Origin of the sequence: Pseudomonas sp. HN11 (genome assembly GCF_021390155.1) — a bacterium.
GTDB lineage: Bacteria > Pseudomonadota > Gammaproteobacteria > Pseudomonadales > Pseudomonadaceae > Aquipseudomonas.
Genome location: NZ_CP089985.1, coordinates 5,654,011 through 5,673,510, shown reverse-complemented (window position 1 = coordinate 5,673,510; position 19,500 = coordinate 5,654,011). Strand labels below are relative to the sequence as shown.

Sequence of the window (19,500 nt, the reverse complement as noted above, 5' to 3'; positions counted from 1 at the left end):
ACCCTATCCACTGAAGGTCTTGGCGGGCAAAAAACAAGCCGAGGATTATACCCGAGCTATGACCTCACACGCCAGCTGAGGTCGGGTTTGATGTGCAAACGTTCTGTTTTAAGAGGTCGCGCATCTGTTTTGCTATCTGAATCTGCTCTTCAGCCGACAATCCCGGCTGTTTTGCTCTCTTGATGAGCTCGTCGAGGGTTTGCGTGTGCTGACCCGCGGATAACCTAGTAATGGTGTCTAAAAACTGTTGTTCAAGGTTATCGCCGTCAATTAGCCACTCCTTTTCCGCGAGGGCTTTCAACAGGCGGCCTTGTTCAGTGCCATGCCAGCGCGCCATCAACTGGATTGAGTTTAGCTTAGGATTTTTCTGTACCGCCTCGATCAAGGCGATCAGTACCTGGGCGTAAGTATTGCTCGCGTTGGCAAAGTGATCGGCGCTCTCGACCTTTTCCGCCAATTGTGGATGGTGGATGAGCGTGCGTAGGGCAATGAGCGTTGGTGCTTCCACGGCGACAGGCGTGCGCGGGGCATAAGCCTCATCGCGATCGCCGCGCTTGCCGTTCTTGCTCCAGGGTTTCTTTTCCCATTTCTTGCCGTCGTTGCCAGACTTTTTCGGTATCCACTCCTGCTGGGGCGCGTAGGCCTCCTGCGGTTGATGGAAGTCGGAATAGTCCGGCATGGCGTCGTAATCCATGCCTGGGTCGTAGGCCGGTGGCGGCGCATCCTGCGGCGCGTTGTGCACCAGTTGGCTGACGGCTTCGCCGCTTAACCCGGTGATTTCCTGCAGGCGCATGCGCATCAGTGATTTCAGGTTGGCGCCGGGAACCTTGTCGATCAGCGGCGCCGCGAGGGTGGCCATGTGGGCCTTGCCTTCGAGGGAGCGCGGGTCGGCTTCTTCGGTCAGCTGCTGGAAGAAGTAGTCGGCCAGCGGCTGTGCATGCTGGTTAATGCGCGCGCGGAAGGCGTCGGTGCCTTCGGAGCGGATCAGGGTGTCCGGGTCTTCGCCTTCGGGCAGGAACAGGAAGCGCGCGCGACGCCCGTCCTGCAGGCTCGACAGCGTGGCTTCAAGTGCGCGCCAGGCAGCATTACGGCCGGCCTGGTCGCCGTCGAAGCAGAACAACACGCTGGGCACCACGCGAAACAGGCGCTTCATGTGTTCTTCGCTGGTGGCTGTACCCAGGGTGGCAACAGCGTTGCGCAGGCCCTGTTGGGCGAGCGCGATCACGTCCATATAGCCTTCAACCACGATGATTTCGTCGAGGTTGCGGTTGTTCTTGCGCGCCTCGAATAGGCCGTAGAGTTCCTGGCCTTTGTGGAACACCGGAGTTTCCGGGGAGTTCAGGTACTTGGGCTTGTCGTCCCCCAGCACGCGGCCACCAAAGGCGATGATGCGGCCTCGGCTGTCGCGGATTGGGAACATCACGCGGTCGCGGAAGCGGTCGTAGCGCTTGCCGGTTTCGGCGTTTTCCACCAGCAGGCCGGCATCGATCATGGCTTTTTGCTGGAGGGCGTCGCTGCTCAGGTGTTTGTACAGGTTGTCCCAGCCGGGCGGGGCGAAACCGAGGCCGAAGTCGCGGGCGATTTCACCGGTAAGGCCGCGACCTTTCAGGTAGTCGACGGCGGCTTTACGCTGCGGATGGCTTTTAAGCGCCTGACGGTAAAACTCGGCCGCAGCCGTCAACAGCGGGTACAGCGGCGAATCGGTGGGTTGGCGCGGTTTGTGCGGACGGCCACTTTCTTCGCGGGGGACTTCCATGCCGGCGGCTTTTGCCAGGTCCTCGATAGCCTGGGGGAAATCCAGGTTGTCGTGGTCCATGAGAAAGCCCAGGGCATTACCACCTGCGCCGCAACCAAAGCAGTAGTAAAACTGCTTGTCGGGGCTGACGCTGAACGAGGGGGTCTTCTCTTTATGGAACGGGCAGCAGGCGGTGTAGTTCTTGCCGGCTTTTTTCAATTGCACGCGCGAGCTGACAACATCGACGATGTCGGTGCGGTTCAGAAGGTCGTCAATAAAGCTCTGGGGAATCAGCCCGGCCATGGCGTTCTCGTCATCACTGCGTGTAAATGAGGGCCCATCAAGTGCTCAAGCGCAGGAGTCCGCGGCTCGATTCTCAATTATCTGCTTGGGCTTTCAGGAAGTGTATCTGCCGTTCATTCACTGACGTTAATTTCAATCAGGTTTTCGGCATTGAAATGTTGCCCCGGGCTCCGGTCTTGGCCAATGGCAGGCCTCGGAAGCTTATGGTTGGGCGCAGTCGATACAGTTGATCGCCTGATTGAAGAATAAGTGTGCTCGTCAGTAGCCTTGTTAGGCTCGTCAGAAGAGACGTGCACCGCTGGCAGAAGAGCCAGTCCTGACGTGTGAAGCAGTTGTTTCGGTCGCATGTGCGGCGTCAACAGTGAAGCATCAAGCGATATCCGCAAATGCCATTAGCCCGGCTGAGGGCCGGGCTTGGCAGAAGCTTGCTACAGACGTCTGTGTATTAGTACAGACGAACGGCGCGGCGCTGTTCGCGCTGAACTTTCTTGGCGTGACGCTTAACAGCGGCTGCTGCTTTGCGCTTACGCTCAGAAGTTGGCTTCTCGTAAAATTCGCGGCTACGAACTTCAGCCAGTACACCGGCTTTTTCGCAGGAGCGCTTGAAACGACGCAGAGCTACGTCGAAGGGTTCGTTCTCTTTAACTTTGACGGCTGGCATCCAGAGCTACCTTCTTTCATTACCGGGATCAACGTTCTCGTCGCAAAAAATTCGCGGCTGAGGTCGTCGGTTTTTAAGGGTTGCGGATGTTAACCCCTCATTGCCCGGAATGCAAAGCCTCTGATCGAAAACCGCTAGTCGGGAGGGGGAGTGGCGACTATTATGCGCGCCTTCGAATTCAGCCTCTACAAGGCGCAAACCCATGCTAGTACTGGGACTTGAAACCTCCTGCGACGAAACCGGTGTCGCACTTTACGACAGTGAACGCGGGCTCTTGTCCGATGCGCTGTTCAGTCAGATCGACCTGCACCGTGCCTATGGTGGCGTGGTGCCGGAGCTGGCCAGCCGTGATCACGTCAAACGCATGCTGCCCCTGATCCGTCAGGTGCTGGATGAGGCCGGCTGCGTGCCGACCGAGATTGACGCCATCGCTTACACCGCTGGCCCCGGATTGGTCGGAGCCCTGTTGGTTGGGGCCTCTTGCGCCCAGGCCCTGGCCTTTGCGTGGGGCATTCCGGCCCTTGGCGTGCACCATATGGAAGGCCATTTACTGGCGCCGATGCTGGAAAAAACACCACCAGAGTTTCCGTTCGTCGCTTTGTTGGTTTCGGGGGGGCATACGCAGTTGGTTCAGGTGGATGGCATCGGCCAATACACCCTTTTGGGTGAATCCCTGGATGATGCTGCCGGTGAAGCTTTCGACAAGACCGCGAAGATGATGGGCCTCAACTACCCTGGTGGCCCGGAAATCGCCCGTCTCGCCGAAAAAGGCGTTGCTGGCCGCTATACCTTCCCGCGCCCGATGTGCGATCGCCCGGGCCTGATGTTCAGCTTCAGTGGTTTGAAAACCTCTGCGTTGAATACTTGGCAGCAGAGCGTCAGCGCCGGAGACGACAGCGAGCAAGCCCGTTGCGACATCGCGCTGGCGTTCCAGCAGGCTGTGGTGGAAACTTTGACCATCAAGTGCAAGCGCGCCCTTAAGCAGGCGGGCATGAAGCGCCTGGTGATCGCAGGTGGCGTCAGTGCCAACAAGGCCTTGCGCGCTTCGCTGGAAAAAATGCTCGGCGATATGAAGGGCGATGTGTTCTACGCTCGACCGGAGTTCTGTACCGACAATGGCGCGATGATCGCCTATGCCGGTTGCCAGCGCTTGCAGGCTGGGCAGCACGAAAGCCTGGCGATCAGCGTACAGGCGCGCTGGCCGATGGAGCAGTTGTCGCCGTTGTAAGGCCGCAAGATGGGCCGGGGCCATCGACGGTATTTAAAAATGCCGTTCGCGCCCGGCAAACAGGTCGCGTAAATTGCCCCGGTGACGCCAGACGATCAGCAGTGTCAGCGCGCTCATCGGCAGCAGTGCCGCCGGTTCTTGCCAGGCCAGTAGCGGCAGGGTGAGTGGGGTGGCGATCAGCGCGGCGAGTGAGCTGGTGCGGGTCAGGTAGAACGTCAGCAGCCAGGCGAGTACGGCCAGCAAGGCGGCCGGAGGGTAGATCCCCAGCAACATGCCGGCTGCCGTGGCGACGCCCTTGCCACCGCGAAAGCGGAAGTACAGGGGAAACAGATGGCCGAGGACGGCGCATACGCCGATCCAGGCCTGCTGTTGCAGGGGCAGGCCGACGAGGCTGGCGATCAGCACGGGCAACAGGCCCTTGCACAGGTCGCCCAGCAGCGTGAGTACGGCGAGTTTCTTGCCGGCCAGGCGCAACATATTGGTGGCGCCGGCATTGCCTGAGCCACTCATTCGCGGGTCGGGATTTCCCGTCAGGCGGCTGAGCAAAATGGCGAAGGACAGCGAGCCGAGCAGGTAGGCGAAAATCGCCAGTGACCAAAACATGCTAACTATTCCGGGCGAGGATGCCCTGATTCTAACGGGGCATCGCGCCCTTGTCGTGCTGCGGAGAAAAGTGCTTGGACAGAGTGTTTATCGAAGGCCTGGAAGTCGACACCGTTATCGGGGCCTACGACTGGGAGCGCGGAATCCGCCAATGCCTGCGCCTGGACCTGAGCTTCGCCTGGGATAATCGCCCGGCTGCGGCCGGTGATGATCTGACGTTGGCGCTGGATTACGCCAGTGTGTCCGCGCGTATCCAGCTCTTTGCCGAGCAATCCCAGTACCAATTGGTGGAAACCTTTGCCGAGCGCTTGGCCGAAGTGTTGATGAGTGAATTCCAGATTCCCTGGCTGCACCTCAAATTGACCAAGCCAGGCGCCGTGCCGGCTGCCAGGGGCGTGGGCGTGGAGATTGAGCGCGGATGTCGCTAACTCAGGTTTACCTTGGTCTAGGCAGCAATACCGAGCGTGAGTCTCATCTTTGCGCCGGTCTGGATGCGCTGGCGAGCTTCTTGATCGATCTGCGCTGTTCGGCGGTTTTCGAAAGTCAGCCGGTGGGCATCAAAAGCGGCCCGTTCTTCAATCTGGTGGTATCGGCCTACACCGACTTGCCGTTGATGGAGCTGGACCGTCGGTTGAAATTCATCGAGGCCGACAATGGTCGTTATGCACCGGATCGCAAGGGCCTGCCGCTGGATATCGATGTGCTGTTGTATGGTGATCTGGTGGGCAACTTCGATGGTTTGATCCTGCCGCGTGCGGAAATCCTCAAGAACGCCTTTGTGCTGTGGCCGCTGTCGCTGATGGCGCCGGAGCGTGTGCATCCTGAGGTGGGCAAGACCCTGGCCGAGTTGTGGCGCGAGGCGCAGATCGACCAGGTGTTGGCGCCTGTCGGGTTTGAGTGGCAGGGCCGGCAGCTGACACCGGGCACGCTCCTATAGGGAGTGCTGTTCCTTGTAGGCCTTCAGGGCCCTGAGCCGTTCGCGCTTGAGTGCCTCGCCCAGCTCCGGGCCTTTGAAACCTTTCTCCAATAAGGGCGCAACGGCCACTTCGCGAGCCGCCTTTGCCGCCCCACGCAAGTAATCCGCTTGTGGATAACTTCTCTGTTCCAAGCCTTTGCGGCCACGCGCATCCATCTCGCACGCGACCACGAACTCCTCAAAGCGCTGCGGCCGACGGTAAACGTCGAAACTTTGCAGCAGTTCCAGCAATGTCGAGGCTTTCAGTTCCAGCGCACGATGACCGTGGGTGTGATACTGGCCCACCAGTAACGCCAGTTCCTGGCAATCCCTTGGTACCTTGAAGCGGTCATTGACGGTCTTGATCAGCTTCAAGCCCCGGTGTTCATGAGCGATGTGTTGCGGCAGCTTATCCACAGGCGTCGTGCCTTTGCCCAGGTCGTGCAGTAGACAGGCCCAGCGCACCGTCAGTGGTTGCTGGTGCAAGGCGGCTTGTTCCAACACGCTTAATGTGTGTACGCCGGTGTCGATTTCGGGGTGATGGGTTTCAGGTTGCGGAACGCCGAACAGCGCATTCACCTCTGGCATCAAGGTTTTCAGCGCGTCGCAGTCGCGCAGTACCTGGATAAACACTTGGGGTTGGTTTTCCATCAGCGCTCGGGAGATTTCTTTCCAGCTGCGCTCCGGCGTCAGCGCTTCCAGTTCGCCGGATTCGCTGAGCTGGCGCATCAGTTCAAGTGTTTCTGGCGCGACGGTAAAACCCAGTGATGCATAGCGTGCGGCGAAGCGCGCAACACGCAACACACGCAGGGGATCTTCGGCGAACGCCGGAGAAACATGGCGAAGAATGCGCTCTTCAAGATCACGCTGGCCGTGATAAGGGTCGATCAAGTTGCCGTGATCGTCTTCCGCCATGGCGTTGATGGTCAGGTCGCGACGGATCAGATCTTCTTCCAGCGTCACCTCGGGGCTGGCATGAAACACAAAGCCGCCATAACCCCGGCCGCTTTTGCGTTCGGTACGGGCCAGCGCGTACTCGTCACCGTTCTTTGGGTCCAGGAACACCGGGAAGTCAGCGCCCACGGGCTTGTAGCCCCTGGCAAGCATCTCTTCAGCAGTTGCGCCCACGACAACGCGGTCGATATCGGTGACCGCAATACCCAAGAGGCGATCCCGTACTGCGCCGCCGACTTTGTAGATTTTCATGAAAAAGCCTCCATTAGCGCCACAGGATACCGTCTGTGCCAGGCCAATGGAGGCTTTGCTGTTTCAGAGATGAACGACGGCCAGGTCCAGGCGGCCGTAGTCGTTATCGCTGTGATCGGTGCGAGGTGGCACGTGGTGGGTTTTCATCACCTGGTCGCCCTGTAAGGTTTCCAGGTGAATATCGAAGCCCCACAACCGGTGCAGGTGTTTGAGCACTTCTTCGGTGGATTCGCCCAGGGGTTTGCGATCGTGCTGCTGGTGACGCAAGGTCAGCGAGCGGTCGCCACGCACATCAATGCTGTAGATCTGCACGTTGGGCTCCCGGTTGCCCAGGTTGTACTGCGCGGCCAGGGTTTCGCGGATGGTGCGGTAGCCGGATTCATCGTGGATGGCCGGAACCAACAGATCATCCTTGAGGTCGTCATCGAGAATGCTGAACAGCTTGAGGTCGCGGATTACCTGAGGCGACAGGTACTGCAGGATGAAGCTCTCATCCTTGAAGCTGCTCATGGCGAACTTGATCGTGGACAGCCAATCGCTCCCGGCGATTTCCGGGAACCAGCGGCGGTCCTCCTCTGTAGGGTGCTCGCACATGCGCCGGATATCACGGTACATGGCGAAGCCCAACGCATAGGGGTTGATGCCGCTGTAATACGGGCTATCGAACCCAGGCTGGAACACTACGCTGGTGTGGGACGTAAGGAACTCCATCATGAAGCCGTCAGTGACCAGGCCTTCGTCATACAAATCGTTCATCAGCGTGTAATGCCAGAACGTTGCCCAACCTTCGTTCATTACCTGGGTCTGGCGTTGTGGATAAAAGTATTGGGCAATCTTGCGCACGATACGCACGATTTCCCGTTGCCAGGGTTCCAGTAACGGCGCGTGCTTTTCCAGGAAATAGAGGATGTTCTCTTGAGGTTCGGCGGGGAAGCGCGCATCGTCCTTGTCGCTGTTCTTTCCGACTTTTTTCGGAATGGTGCGCCACAGGTCGTTGATCTGTTTCTGCAGGTGCTCCTCGCGCTCCTTCTGGCGCAGGCGTTCCTCCTCGGCGGAGATCGGATACGGTCGTTTGTAACGGTCCACCCCGTAGTTCATCAGCGCATGGCAGGAATCAAGCAGATCCTCGACCGCATCGATGCCGTGGCGCTCCTCGCATTGCATGATGTACTGCTTGGCGAACACCAGGTAATCGATGATCGAACTGGCGTCGGTCCAGGTGCGGAACAGGTAATTGCCCTTGAAGAAGCTGTTATGCCCGTAGCAGGCATGCGCCACCACCAACGCCTGCATGCAGATGGTGTTCTCCTCCATCAGGTAGGCGATGCACGGGTCGGAGTTGATCACGATCTCGTAGGCCAGGCCCATCTGGCCACGGGTATAGGACTTCTCGGTGCTGAGAAAGTGTTTACCGTAGGACCAATGGTGATAACCCAGTGGCATGCCCACCGACGCATAGGCATCCATCATCTGTTCGGCGGTGATCACCTCGATCTGGTTGGGATAGGTATCCAGGGCATAGCCCGCCGCAATACGGCTGATTTCCCGGTCATAGGCCTGGATCAGTTCAAAGGTCCACTCAGACCCCGTGGATATGGGTTGGCGTTTTTGCTCTTTTTTGGCGGTCATGTCACTAACCTGCGCTGGAAGAGTTCACGGAAGACCGGGTAGATATCGCCGGCCGAGACCAGTTGCTGCTGGGCGAACGTGTCGGCAAAGGCTTCGCCGATGCGCTCGTATTCGAACCACAGGGCCTGGTGCTCACGGGGGGTGATTTCAACATAAGTGTAGTACTGCACGAACGGCATGATCTGGTTGACCAGGATGTCGCGGCAGATTGGGGAGTCGTCGTTCCAGTTGTCACCGTCCGAGGCCTGGGCGGCGTAGATGTTCCACTCATTGGCCGGGTAGCGTTCGGCCATGATCTCCTGCATCAGCTTCAACGCGCTGGAAACAATGGTGCCGCCGGTTTCCCGCGAGTAAAAGAACTCTTCTTCATCCACTTCCCGGGCACTGGTGTGATGGCGGATGAACACTACGTCGATCTTGTCGTAGTTCCGCTTCAGGAACAGGTACAGCAGGATGAAGAAGCGTTTGGCGATGTCCTTGGTGGCCTGGGTCATGGAGCCGGATACGTCCATCAGGCAGAACATCACCGCCTTGGAGCTGGGGTTGGGTTGCTTGACCAGCAGGTTGTATTTCAGGTCGAAGGTGTCGAGGAAGGGCACGCGATGAATGCGCGCGCTGAGCTTCTCGATTTCCGCCTCGATTTCCTGGATATCGCCGAAATTGTCCGGTTCCTCGCGCTTCAAGCGTGCCAACTCTTCCTTGGCCTCCTTCAGCTTGGCGCGACTGCTGCCCGACAGGGCAATACGCCGGGCGTGGGCCGAGCGCAGGGTGCGAATGATGTTAATGCGTGACGGGTTGCCTTCGTTGCTGATCCCGGCGCGCACGGTCTTGAAGGTGTCGGTGCCGGTCAGGTTGCGTTTGACCAGGTTAGGCAACTCCAGATCTTCGAACATGAACTCGAGGAATTCTTCTTGGGTGATCTGGAACACGAACTCATCCATGCCTTCGCCGGAATTGCCCGCCTTGCCCGGTCCTTTGCCGCCGCCCCCCCCTTGGGGGCGCTGGATATGTTCGCCAGTAGTGAATTCCTTGTTACCAGGGTGAACGACAGTTTGTTTGCCGCCCCGCCCGTGGTGCAGCACCGGTTCGTCAATGTCCCGTCCGGGAATGCTGATTTGCTCGCCATGCTCCATGTCTGTAATGGAGCGGCGGCTGACGGCCTCTTCGACGGCCTTTTTGATGTGGTCACGGTAACGCCGCAGGAAACGCTGGCGGTTTACCGTGCTCTTGTTCTTGCCATTGAGGCGTCGGTCGATCACATAGCTCATGGGCCCCTCCGGGGAGCTTCAAGTCGTAAGCATCAAGCTGCAAGCAAGAGCGGGAAGGCTTTTACTTGCAGCTTGTAGCTAGAAGCTTGCAGCTGCTCTCTTACTGCGATTTCCGGACCCGTAGGTACCATTCCGAAAGAAGTCGTACCTGTTTGTCGGTGTAGCCGCGCTCGACCATGCGTGTGACGAAGTCGTTGTGTTTTTGCTGATCCTCCTTGCTGGCCTTGGCATTGAAGCTGATGACCGGCAGCAGATCCTCGGTGTTGGAGAACATTTTCTTCTCGATGACCACCCGCAGCTTCTCGTAGCTGAGCCAGGTCGGGTTCTTGCCATTGTTGTTGGCGCGGGCGCGCAGCACGAAGTTGACGATTTCGTTGCGGAAATCCTTCGGATTGCTGATGCCAGCCGGCTTCTCGATTTTTTCCAGTTCCTCGTTGAGGGCCACGCGGTTGAGGATCTCGCCGGTTTCCGGGTCGCGGTATTCCTGGTCCTGGATCCAGAAGTCGGCGTACAGCACATAGCGGTCGAAGATGTTCTGGCCGTATTCGCTGTAGGACTCCAGGTACGCGGTCTGGATTTCCTTGCCGATGAACTCGATGTAGCGTGGCGCCAGGTACTCCTTGAGGAAGCGCAGGTAGCGTTCGCGGGTTTCCGCCTGGAACTGCTCCTGTTCGATCTGCTGTTCCAGCACGTAGAGCAGGTGCACCGGGTTGGCCGCAATTTCGTGAGGGTCGAAGTTGAAGACCTTGGACAGGATCTTGAACGCGAAGCGCGTCGACAGGCCATTCATCCCTTCATCCACACCGGCGGTGTCGCGGTACTCCTGGATCGACTTGGCCTTGGGATCTGTGTCCTTGAGGTTTTCACCGTCGTACACGCGCATCTTCGAATAAATGTTCGAGTTCTCCGGCTCCTTGAGGCGAGACAGCACGGTGAACTGGGCGAGCATCTTGAGGGTGTCGGGTGCGCAATGGGCCTTGGCCAGGGAACTGTTGAACAGCAACTTGTCGTAGATCTTGATTTCGTCGCTGACCCGCAGGCAGTACGGCACCTTGACGATGTAGATCCGGTCAATGAAGGCTTCGTTGTTTTTGTTGTTGCGGAAGGTGTGCCACTCCGATTCGTTGGAGTGGGCCAGCAGGATCCCGGTGAACGGGATCGCCCCCAGGCCTTCGGTGCTGTTGTAGTTGCCTTCCTGGGTCGCGGTGAGCAGTGGGTGCAGCACCTTGATCGGCGCCTTGAACATCTCCACGAACTCCATCAGGCCCTGGTTGGCACGGCACAGCGCACCCGAATAGCTGTAGGCGTCGGCGTCGTTCTGTGGGAATTCTTCGAGCTTGCGGATATCGACCTTGCCCACCAGCGCCGAGATGTCCTGGTTGTTCTCGTCGCCCGGTTCGGTCTTGGCCACGCCGATCTGGTTGAGGATGGACGGGTAAAGCTTCACAACGCGGAACTGGCTGATGTCACCGCCGAACTCGGCCAGGCGTTTGGTGGCCCAAGGCGACATGATGGTGTTGAGGTAGCGACGCGGGATGCTGAAGTCTTCTTCGAGGATTGCGCCATCTTCCGTGGCGTTGAACAGGCCCAGGGGCGACTCGAACACCGGTGAACCCTTGATGGCGTAGAAGGGCACCTTCTCGATCAGTTGTTTGAGCTTTTCAGCCAGGGACGATTTACCGCCGCCGACGGGGCCGAGCAGGTAGAGGATCTGTTTCTTCTCTTCCAGGCCTTGGGCGGCATGCCGGAAGTAGGACACGATCTGGTCAATGCATTCTTCCATGCCATGGAAGTCTTCAAAGGCCGGATAGCGCCGGATCACCTTATTGGAGAATATTCGCGACAGCCGGGAGTTGTTGGCGGTTTCCACCAGTTCCGGCTCGCCAATCGCCAATAGCAGGCGCTCTGCGGCAGACGCATAGGTGCTGCGATCCTGTTTGCACAGCTCAAGATACTCTTGCAGCGTGAGTTCTTCCTGCTGTGTGGATGCGAAGCGTTGTTGGAAGTGGCTAAAAATACTCATGACGTCGTCACCTCGCTCGATACGTGGAGCCGACGCCGGATCAATCAGTCGATGCTGGCAGACATTGGCTGACGCCAATGACCGTTTTCCCCCCAGAACACCCTGAAACGTTACCGATGACCCGCACGCCGGTGTACCGGCTCTCCCCTGATTCGGATGGCCTGCGCTTAAGGATAGTTCGGAATCGGAGAGGTCAAGGCGCGATGCGTAATTAGTTTGGATGCGCCGTTCGTCAGAAACGGCGCGAGCCCAAGCGTCACGCGGGGTAGCGGGGTTTGAAAAAAATTATTGCGAATTGCCGGAAGAAATTTCTGCAGGATAGGTCGTACGCCACAGTTCAAAGCCGCCATCCAGGCTATAGACGTCGGAGAAGCCCTGGCTGATCAGATAGGCGGCTGCGCTCTGGCTGGAGTTGCCGTGGTAACAAGCCACGATCACCGGTGCGTCGAGGTCGGCGGCGCGGATGAAATCGGCAATGTTGACGTTGTCCAGGTGCTGGGCACCGCTGATGTGGCCAGCCGCATACGTCGGCTGGTCACGGATATCGACCACCACGGCACCTTGCTCGCGCAGTGCCTGGGCTTGTTCAGGGGGGATGCGTTTGAATTCGCTCATGGCGGACTCCTATGTCTTGGCAGTAGCCGGCAGTGTAACGGGAAGGGGGGATTTGCACTGGCAGTTGTAACGCTCGCCCGTGTCGATGTTCATCAAGGTCATGGCACCACCCCACACGCAACCAGTGTCGAGTGCGAACACGCCGGGCTCATCGCACTTGCCTTCGAGGGCCGCCCAGTGACCGAAAACGATTTTGGTGTCACGGGTCTTGCGCTCTTTGTGAGCAAACCACGGTTTGTAGCCGGGCAGCGCGGTGTCGGCACCTTCCTTGCTCTTGAGGTCCAACTTGCCCTCGGCGGTGCAGAAGCGCATGCGCGTGAAATAATTGGTGATTACCCGCAGGCGCGCGACACCCGTCAGGTCGTTGTCCCATTTCACCGGTTCGTTGCCGTACATGCCATCAAGGTAGGCGGTGTACAGGTTGTCATCGGCCAGGGCGCTTTCGACTTCGGCGGCGCACTTGAGGGCTTTCTTCAGTGTCCACTGGGGCGGGATGCCCGCGTGGACCAGCGCCATGTTGCGGCCTTCGTCGTAATGCATGATTTTTTGCCGGCGCAGCCAGTCGAGCAATTCGGCGCGGTCTGGCGCTTCGAGGATTTCCCGCAGGGTGTCGCCCTTTTTCAAGCGCTCGATGTTATTGCCGGCGGCCAGCAAGTGCAGGTCATGGTTGCCCAGTACGCACACCAGGGATTCGCGCAGGCTATATAGGTAGCGCAGGGTATCCAAGGACTCAGGGCCGCGATTGACCAGATCACCGACCAGCCACAGGCGATCTTTTGCCGGGTCGAAGGCCACGCGTTCAAGGAGGCACTTGAGGGGTTCCAGACAGCCTTGCAGATCACCGACCGCGTAGGTTGCCATCAGTGCAGGGCTCCCGGCACCGCGAGACGGAAGGGCGCGATGATGGCGTCGAACAGTTGGCCGTCGGTGGCTTTCATCTGATACGAGCCTTGCATGGTGCCAACTTTGGAAGTCATCACCGTGCCGCTGCTGTAGGTATGGCTGGCACCGCTGTCGATCAACGGCTGCTGACCAACCACGCCGGAACCACGCACTTCTTCGACCTGGCCGTCGCCGTCAGTGATGACCCAATGGCGTGATAGCAGCTTGGCCGGTATCAGCCCGTTGTTTTTCAGCGTGATGGTGTAGGCAAAGGCGAAGCGGTTCTGTTCAGGTTGCGATTGGTCCGCCAGGAAGCGGGTGACGACGCTGACGTCGATCTGGTAGCGAGGATCAGACATGCAAGAGGCCTTAAAAGCGGAGGACAGCAGATGCGGGTCAGTCTAGGCCAAGAGGAGGGCACTAGGCCAGACATGTGTCTGGCCTTGCTCGGTGCTATCAGTCCGCGGTTGGCGCTGGCTGGATGGCCAATTGGTCGGCCAGGCGCACGAATGCGGCCAGGTCCAGTTGCTCGGGGCGCAGGCTGCCGTCGACGCCAGCGGCTTCGATCTCGGCAGTGCTCAGCAGGGCCTTGAGTGTATTGCGCAGGGTCTTGCGGCGTTGGTTGAACGCCTCCCGAACGACCCGCTCCAGCAGCTTATGGTCCTTGGCGGGGTGTGGCAGGACGGCGTGGGGCACGAGGCGAACGATGGCCGAGTCAACCTTGGGCGGCGGATTGAACGCACCAGGGCCGACGTTGAACAGATGCTCTACGCGGCAGTGGTACTGAACCATTATCGACAGACGGCCCCAATCGCCACCACCTGGGCCGGCGGCCAAACGTTCCACCACTTCCTTTTGCAGCATGAAGTGCATGTCGCGGATGATCCCGGCGTTATTCAGCAGGTGGAAAATCAGCGGCGTGGAAATGTTGTACGGCAGGTTACCCACCACGCGCAGGCTGTTGGGCGCGGCGTTGAGGGTGTTGAAGTCAAACTTCAGCGCATCACCCTGATGCAGGTTGAAGTTGGGCCTGCCGGCGAACTGCTGGTTGAGGATCGGGATCAGGTCCTTGTCCAACTCCACTACGTCCAGTTGGCCGCCACTGGCCAGCAGGCCCTGAGTCAGCGCGCCCTGGCCCGGGCCGATTTCCAGCAGACGGTCTTCAGGCTTGGCATGGATGGAGCGCAGGATGCGATCGATCACGCCAGCGTCGTGCAGGAAGTTTTGCCCGAAGCGCTTGCGCGCCCGGTGTTGGTAATGCTCAGTCATATACGGGTCTCGGCCATCTGATAGGCGGTTTCCAGGGCCACGTGCAGGCTGCCGGTATCGATCTTGCCGCTGCCCGCCAGGTCCAGGGCAGTGCCATGGTCGACGGAGGTGCGGATGATCGGCAGGCCCAGTGTCACGTTGACTGCGGCGCCGAAGCCTTTGTATTTAAGCACCGGCAGCCCCTGGTCGTGGTACATCGCCAGCACTGCGTCGCAGTGCTCCAGATATTTGGGGGTAAACAGAGTGTCCGCAGGCAGCGGGCCGCGCAGGTCCATGCCTTCTACGCGTAGACGCTCCAGGGTGGGTTCGATGATGTCGATTTCTTCATGGCCCAAATGGCCGCCTTCGCCGGCGTGGGGGTTGAGCCCACAGACCAGGATGCGTGGTTGGGCGATGCCGAATTTGTGTTGCAGGTCGGCGTGCAGGATGCGCGTCACACGTTCCAGCCGCTCGACGGTGATGGCATCGGCAATCTCGCGCAGCGGCAGGTGCGTGGTCACCAGGGCGACCCGCAGGCCGCGCGTAGCCAACATCATTACGACTTGCTCGGTGTGGGTCAGCTCGGCGAGGAATTCGGTGTGGCCGGAAAAGGCGATGCCGGATTCGTTGATCACACCTTTGTGCACCGGGGCGGTGATCATGCCGGCGAAGTCGCCGTCGATGCAGCCTTGTCCGGCACGTGTCAGGGTTTCCAGCACGAATGCCGCGTTGGCCTTGTTCAGTTGCCCGGCGACCACCTTGGCCTGCAGTGGGGTGTCCCACACATACAGGCTGCCGGCGGGGGCAGGTAGGTCAGGCCAACTGCCCGGGGCCACGTCCAATAAAGTGACAGCCACACCCAGCTGCGCGGCCCGCTCAAGGAGCAGGTCGTGGCTGGTAATGGCAATCAGGGGGTGTGGCTGGGGTTGCGAGGCGAGCAGCAGGCACAGGTCTGGACCAATGCCGGCCGGCTCGCCGGGTGTCACCGCGAAACGCTGGGGTTTCACTGAACTGCCTGGTCGGTGCCTGTCTGGGCGCCTGGCAGCTTGTTCTCAACGTAGGCTTCGTCGCGGATCTGACGCAGCCAGGTCTGCAGCTCTTCGTCGTATTTGCGGTTACGCAGTACGTTCAGCGCTTGTTGCTCGCGGGCTTGGTTGGTGTTGTCAGTGGCGCGACGGCCAAGGACTTCCAGCACATGCCAGCCATATTGGGTCTTGAACGGCTTGGACAATACGCCTTGCGGAGTGTCGGCCATCACTTGCTGGAACTCCGGCACCAGGGCTTTCGGGTCGATCCAGTTCAGGTCGCCGCCGTTGAGGGCAGAACCCGGGTCTTCCGAGAAGCTTTTGGCCAAGGTGGCGAAGTCTTCACCGCTTTCGATGCGGTCATAGATCTTCTGGGCCAGTTCCTTGGTTTGGGCTTCGGTACGGATTTCGCTTGGTTTGACCAGGATGTGGCGAACGTGCACCTCATCCTTGAGCGATGTTTCGCCGCCGCGTTTTTCCAGGAGCTTCAGGATGATGAAGCCACCCGGTGTACGAGCGGGTTGGGTGATGCCACCGACTTCCATTGCGCTCAGCTCACGGTCGAACGGAGGAGGCAATTGAGCCGCTTTACGCCAGCCCATGTCGCCGCCTTCCAGGGCGTTGTCGCTGCCGGACTGGGCGATCGCCATTTGGGCGAAGTCGGCACCCGCCTTCAAGCGATCATAGATAGCCTGGGTCTTGGCGGCGGCTGCATTGAGCTGCTCGGAGTTGGCGCTGTCCGGTGTCGGGATCAGGATGTTGGCCAGGTGCAGTTCTTCGGAAAGCTGCATCTTGCCCAGGTCCGATGCCAGGAAGTTCTTCACTTCCTGCTCGGATACCTGAACCCGCTCGGCCACGCGGCGCTGACGTACACGGCTGATGATCATTTCACGGCGGATCTGGTCACGGGCGTCCTCATAGGACAAACCATCGTGGGCCAAGGCTGCACGGAACTGGTCGATGCTCATGTTGTTGCGCTGGGCAATGGTGCCCACGGCCTGGTTCAGTTCTTCGTCCGAAATACGGATGCCGGAACGATCGCCGATCTGTAGTTGCAGGTTCTCGACGATCAAACGCTCGAGTACCTGCTGGTCCAGAACGCTGGTCGGTGGCACGCCACCGCCACGCTTGGCGATGGTTTGCTGGACTTCCTTGACGCGCTGGTCCAGTTGGCTTTGCATGATCACGTCGTTATCGACGATGGCCACTACCTTATCCAGTTCTTGAACCGCAGCGTGCGCCGATGCGGTACCCAGGAACAGTGCGCCCAGCACTAGCGGGCGCAGACAATCAGAAAGCTTGGTCTTCACGTTCACGATAACCTTCAATGCCTTTGTCGAGGAAGCTCTCTACCTTGGCGCCGGTCAGGCCGCCGAGTCCTTTGAGGACGATCTGGAAGAAGAGCCCGTGGTCACCCTTTTCGTTAAGCGGGGCGATCTGGCTGTATTCGTCGTTGGAAACCCAGTAACGGTTGATGACGCGCAGTTTCCAGCAGCAGTTGTCGTACTCGAAACCACCGAAGGCTTCCAGGGTACGGTTGCGAGCGTAGTCATATTGCCAGCGGGTGATCAGGTTCCACTGGGGAATGATCGGCCACATCATCGAGAAGTCGTGCTGCTGGATTTTGTAGTAATCCTTCACGAAATTCGGATCGCCTGGCTGACCGTAGTCGCCACCGAACTGCCATTTGCCGGTCAGCTGGTTGTAGACGACCTGGTCATTACGATAGCGATAACCAACGTTGATGATCTTGTTCGGGTTGTCTTCCGGCTGGTAGTGAAGCATCGCGCTGCCGGAACGAGGGCTGTGTTCCTCGGTGTCCCAGTTGTAGTCGGCAGTGGCGCGCCAGTCGCGGTTGAAGCGGAACTCGTAGTCCAGGGCAATCGGAGAAACATCCGACTGTGCGTCGGCTCGGTCAGCCGCCAGGATGCCCGGCAGTTGAACCTCACGATCCTTGAAGTAAACCGCTTGGCCTACGGACACACGCTGACGCTCAAAGCCGTTGTCTTCGATCCAGCGGCTGGTCAAGCCCAGGGAGAGCTTGTTCTCGTCACCGATCCGATCAGACCCACTGAAACGGTTATCGCGGAACAGCGACGCGTAGCTGAACGAGTATTCGCTGGTGTCGAAGACCGGGATATCAGCCTGGTCCTTGTTCGGTACGTAGAGGTAGAACGCACGCGGCTCAAGGGTCTGGCGATAATCTTTGCCGAACCAGTTGGTGTTGCGATCGAAGTACAGGCCGCTGTCGATGCTGGCCACTGGAACTGCACGGTCCTGAGAGCTTTTGAATGTGCCGCCGGCGTATTGGGTCCCGTTTGCTACTGACGCAGCTTGATCAGCAATGATCTGGTTCTTGCCGATGTTGTCCAGGTCCAGGTCGTACTTGGTGTACACGTACTTGAGCTTCGGCGTGATGAAGCCGTAGGTCCAGTTCATCGGGTATTCGACGGCTGGCGCTACGTTCAAGCGCGTACCGTTGGCACGGGTCAGGCCGCGGACGTAGGTGTCCAGGCGAGGCGACACAAGTCCGTCCTGATCGGTAAACGTGCCTTTTTCAAGGCTGCGTTCAAAGCGAACAGCTTCCGTCTCATAGGTAAAGTTCAGCCCACCCGGATGGTACGGCAGCGCACCATTGAAGGTGATTTGCGGCAACCGGTCATACGGCGTGATCTGGGAAATCGTCGCCAGCTGGTAAGCCTGGAGGTTCAGGCGCGCCTGATAAGAGTCGCCCCGGTAGGTCACGGAACCCTGTTGATTGAGGGCATCCCGGCTTTCAACGCCTTCCTGGAACGACTTCAGATCCTGGAAGTAGTAAGGATCGCTGATCCGGGTGTAGTCCACCTGGGTCGCTACACGAGAATCCAACCCGCCCTTATGCTGCCAATTGAGCATGTACCGCGTTTTTTCGTAATCGGTCTGCTTCTTGCGTTCGTCGCTGTCATCGTTCAGGTACGCGCCGCCGAACTGCCCTTCGCTGGATTTGGTGAGGTAGCGGAATTCGCCTTCCATCAACAAACCGCGCTTGGTCATGTATTGCGGGTACAACGTGGCGTCGTAGTTGGGCGCCAGGTTGAAGTAGTACGGCGTCACCAGGGTGAAGCCCGTTTCGCTGCCGGTGCTGAAGCTTGGCGGCAGGAAGCCGGATTGACGACGGTCGTCGATCGGGAAATAGATGTACGGGGTATAGAGGATCGGAATGTTCTTGATCCGCAACGTCGCGTTGGTGGCCGTACCGAAACCGGTGGCCGGGTTCAACGTGATGTTGTTGCCCTTGAGCTGCCAGGCGTTGCTGTCTGGCTCGCAGGTTGTGTACGTACCGTCCTTGAGACGGATGATCGCGTTTTCGGCACGTTTGGCGTACAGCGCGTTACCGCGGATACGCGACTTGTGCAGCACGTATTCGGCGTTGTCGATCTGGGCCGCGCCGGTATCGAGTTGCACTTCGGCATGGTCGCCCACGATCAGTGCGCCGTTGTCGCGCAGACGAACGTTGCCGTTCAGCTCGCCACGGTTCTCGGCCTGGTACAGGCTGGCTTCCTGGGATTCAAGCTGCATGCTGCCCTGGCGCATGACGACGTCACCGGCCAGGGTCGCGACTTGTTGCTCCTGCTCGTAACGAGAGGCTTTGGCGCCGATGAAGGTGGGCGCGTCGCTCTTGCTCGTCTTGTCGTTCATGCCAGGACGAGACGGCTCGATGTACGCACCGCCACAGTAAGGGCCGGTTTCGGCCAACTGCGCCGCGGTCAGCTTCTCGCGCGGTACCCAGTCCAGGTGGCTGTAGTCGGCGCTGCGCGAACGCAGGCCACGGCCCTTGGACTCTGTGACCAGTGCGGTCTTGGGCTCGGCCTCGGCGTTGCCGCCAGCATCGGCTTGCGCCGTGCTGTTGGCGGAGCTGATGGCTGCGCCGTCATGCACCGGACGAGGTGGCAACGGGGCTGCGGCGGTTTTCGGCGCGCAATCCCAGGCACCCGAAGCAGAGACTGAGCAGTCATACTGTTCCGCGGCGACCACGAATGAAGTGGCGAAGGGTTGCAAGACCAGCAGACTGCCGGTTACCAGCAACGGAAATTTTCTACGAAACGCGGGGGATTTCAATGCCATCTTATTAGTCCGGGC

At 59.2% G+C, this 19,500-nt stretch carries 17 protein-coding genes; 3 read left to right on the top strand and 14 right to left on the bottom strand.

Translation table 11 applies throughout. From position 1 onward, the window contains the following. Window positions 1-64: 64 nt before the first annotated feature. Together dnaG and rpsU are read right to left on the bottom strand one after the other, a co-directional pair. Window positions 65-2,038, bottom strand: a complete 1,974-nt coding sequence (dnaG, locus tag LVW35_RS26065; RefSeq protein ID WP_233892613.1) for a DNA primase — start codon at window positions 2,036-2,038, stop codon at window positions 65-67. 445 nt (window positions 2,039-2,483) lie between these two features. After that, window positions 2,484-2,699 carry a 30S ribosomal protein S21 gene (gene rpsU / locus LVW35_RS26060; RefSeq protein ID WP_002551877.1) on the bottom strand — a complete coding sequence of 72 codons (216 nt, stop codon included), beginning with the start codon at window positions 2,697-2,699 and terminating at the stop codon, window positions 2,484-2,486. Window positions 2,700-2,901: 202 nt separating this feature from the next. Here rpsU and tsaD point away from each other — a divergent pair, with 202 nt between their 5' ends. Beyond that, window positions 2,902-3,927 (top strand): tRNA (adenosine(37)-N6)-threonylcarbamoyltransferase complex transferase subunit TsaD, encoded by a 1,026-nt coding sequence (gene tsaD / locus LVW35_RS26055; protein WP_233892612.1) that lies wholly within the window; start codon window positions 2,902-2,904, stop codon window positions 3,925-3,927. Between the two features lie 33 nt (window positions 3,928-3,960). On the opposite strand, the gene plsY is transcribed toward tsaD, so the two are convergent. Continuing rightward, window positions 3,961-4,530: a glycerol-3-phosphate 1-O-acyltransferase PlsY gene (gene plsY, locus LVW35_RS26050; protein ID WP_233892611.1), complete on the bottom strand. Its 570-nt coding sequence runs from the start codon at window positions 4,528-4,530 to the stop codon at window positions 3,961-3,963. A gap of 74 nt (window positions 4,531-4,604) precedes the next feature. Between plsY and folB the strand changes: the two genes are divergently transcribed. Beyond that, window positions 4,605-4,958: a dihydroneopterin aldolase gene (gene folB / locus LVW35_RS26045; RefSeq protein ID WP_233892610.1), complete on the top strand. Its 354-nt coding sequence runs from the start codon at window positions 4,605-4,607 to the stop codon at window positions 4,956-4,958. Then, on the top strand, window positions 4,949-5,467 hold the full coding sequence (gene folK, locus LVW35_RS26040; protein WP_233892608.1) for a 2-amino-4-hydroxy-6-hydroxymethyldihydropteridine diphosphokinase: 519 nt from the start codon (window positions 4,949-4,951) through the stop codon (window positions 5,465-5,467). The genes folB and folK overlap by 10 nt, the downstream gene beginning before the upstream one ends. Here folK and LVW35_RS26035 read toward each other — a convergent pair. The 11 genes from LVW35_RS26035 to LVW35_RS25985 all read right to left on the bottom strand — a co-directional run bounded on the left by LVW35_RS26035 (window position 5,462) and on the right by LVW35_RS25985 (window position 19,485). Beyond that, window positions 5,462-6,691, bottom strand: a complete 1,230-nt coding sequence (locus LVW35_RS26035) for a multifunctional CCA addition/repair protein (protein WP_233892607.1) — start codon at window positions 6,689-6,691, stop codon at window positions 5,462-5,464. The two genes, folK and LVW35_RS26035, sit on opposite strands and share 6 nt — an antisense overlap. 63 nt (window positions 6,692-6,754) lie before the next feature. Beyond that, the gene (locus LVW35_RS26030) at window positions 6,755-8,320 is read right to left on the bottom strand and encodes a SpoVR family protein (protein WP_233892606.1); all 1,566 of its coding nucleotides are present in this window, start codon (window positions 8,318-8,320) and stop codon (window positions 6,755-6,757) included. Further along, window positions 8,317-9,588 carry a YeaH/YhbH family protein gene (locus LVW35_RS26025; RefSeq protein WP_029296821.1) on the bottom strand — a complete coding sequence of 424 codons (1,272 nt, stop codon included), beginning with the start codon at window positions 9,586-9,588 and terminating at the stop codon, window positions 8,317-8,319. The genes LVW35_RS26030 and LVW35_RS26025 overlap by 4 nt, the downstream gene beginning before the upstream one ends. Window positions 9,589-9,688: 100 nt before the next feature. After that, window positions 9,689-11,611, bottom strand: a complete 1,923-nt coding sequence (locus LVW35_RS26020; RefSeq protein ID WP_233892605.1) for a PrkA family serine protein kinase — start codon at window positions 11,609-11,611, stop codon at window positions 9,689-9,691. Between the two features lie 285 nt (window positions 11,612-11,896). Continuing rightward, a complete protein-coding gene (glpE, locus tag LVW35_RS26015; RefSeq protein WP_233892604.1) occupies window positions 11,897-12,226 on the bottom strand; it encodes a thiosulfate sulfurtransferase GlpE in 330 nt (109 codons plus the stop codon). Window positions 12,227-12,235: 9 nt separating this feature from the next. After that, window positions 12,236-13,087, bottom strand: a complete 852-nt coding sequence (locus tag LVW35_RS26010) for a symmetrical bis(5'-nucleosyl)-tetraphosphatase (RefSeq protein WP_233892603.1) — start codon at window positions 13,085-13,087, stop codon at window positions 12,236-12,238. Next, entirely contained in the window at window positions 13,087-13,467 is a 381-nt protein-coding gene (gene apaG, locus LVW35_RS26005) for a Co2+/Mg2+ efflux protein ApaG (protein ID WP_233892602.1), read from the bottom strand. Before apaG ends, LVW35_RS26010 begins: the two co-directional genes overlap by 1 nt. A gap of 97 nt (window positions 13,468-13,564) precedes the next feature. Continuing rightward, window positions 13,565-14,377 (bottom strand): 16S rRNA (adenine(1518)-N(6)/adenine(1519)-N(6))-dimethyltransferase RsmA, encoded by an 813-nt coding sequence (gene rsmA / locus LVW35_RS26000; protein WP_233892601.1) that lies wholly within the window; start codon window positions 14,375-14,377, stop codon window positions 13,565-13,567. Next, window positions 14,374-15,363, bottom strand: a complete 990-nt coding sequence (gene pdxA / locus LVW35_RS25995; protein WP_233892600.1) for a 4-hydroxythreonine-4-phosphate dehydrogenase PdxA — start codon at window positions 15,361-15,363, stop codon at window positions 14,374-14,376. Before pdxA ends, rsmA begins: the two co-directional genes overlap by 4 nt. After that, window positions 15,360-16,697 carry a peptidylprolyl isomerase gene (locus tag LVW35_RS25990; protein ID WP_069078408.1) on the bottom strand — a complete coding sequence of 446 codons (1,338 nt, stop codon included), beginning with the start codon at window positions 16,695-16,697 and terminating at the stop codon, window positions 15,360-15,362. Before LVW35_RS25990 ends, pdxA begins: the two co-directional genes overlap by 4 nt. After that, window positions 16,672-19,485: an LPS-assembly protein LptD gene (locus tag LVW35_RS25985; RefSeq protein WP_233892599.1), complete on the bottom strand. Its 2,814-nt coding sequence runs from the start codon at window positions 19,483-19,485 to the stop codon at window positions 16,672-16,674. The genes LVW35_RS25990 and LVW35_RS25985 overlap by 26 nt, the downstream gene beginning before the upstream one ends. Between the last annotated feature and the right edge of the window lie 15 nt (window positions 19,486-19,500).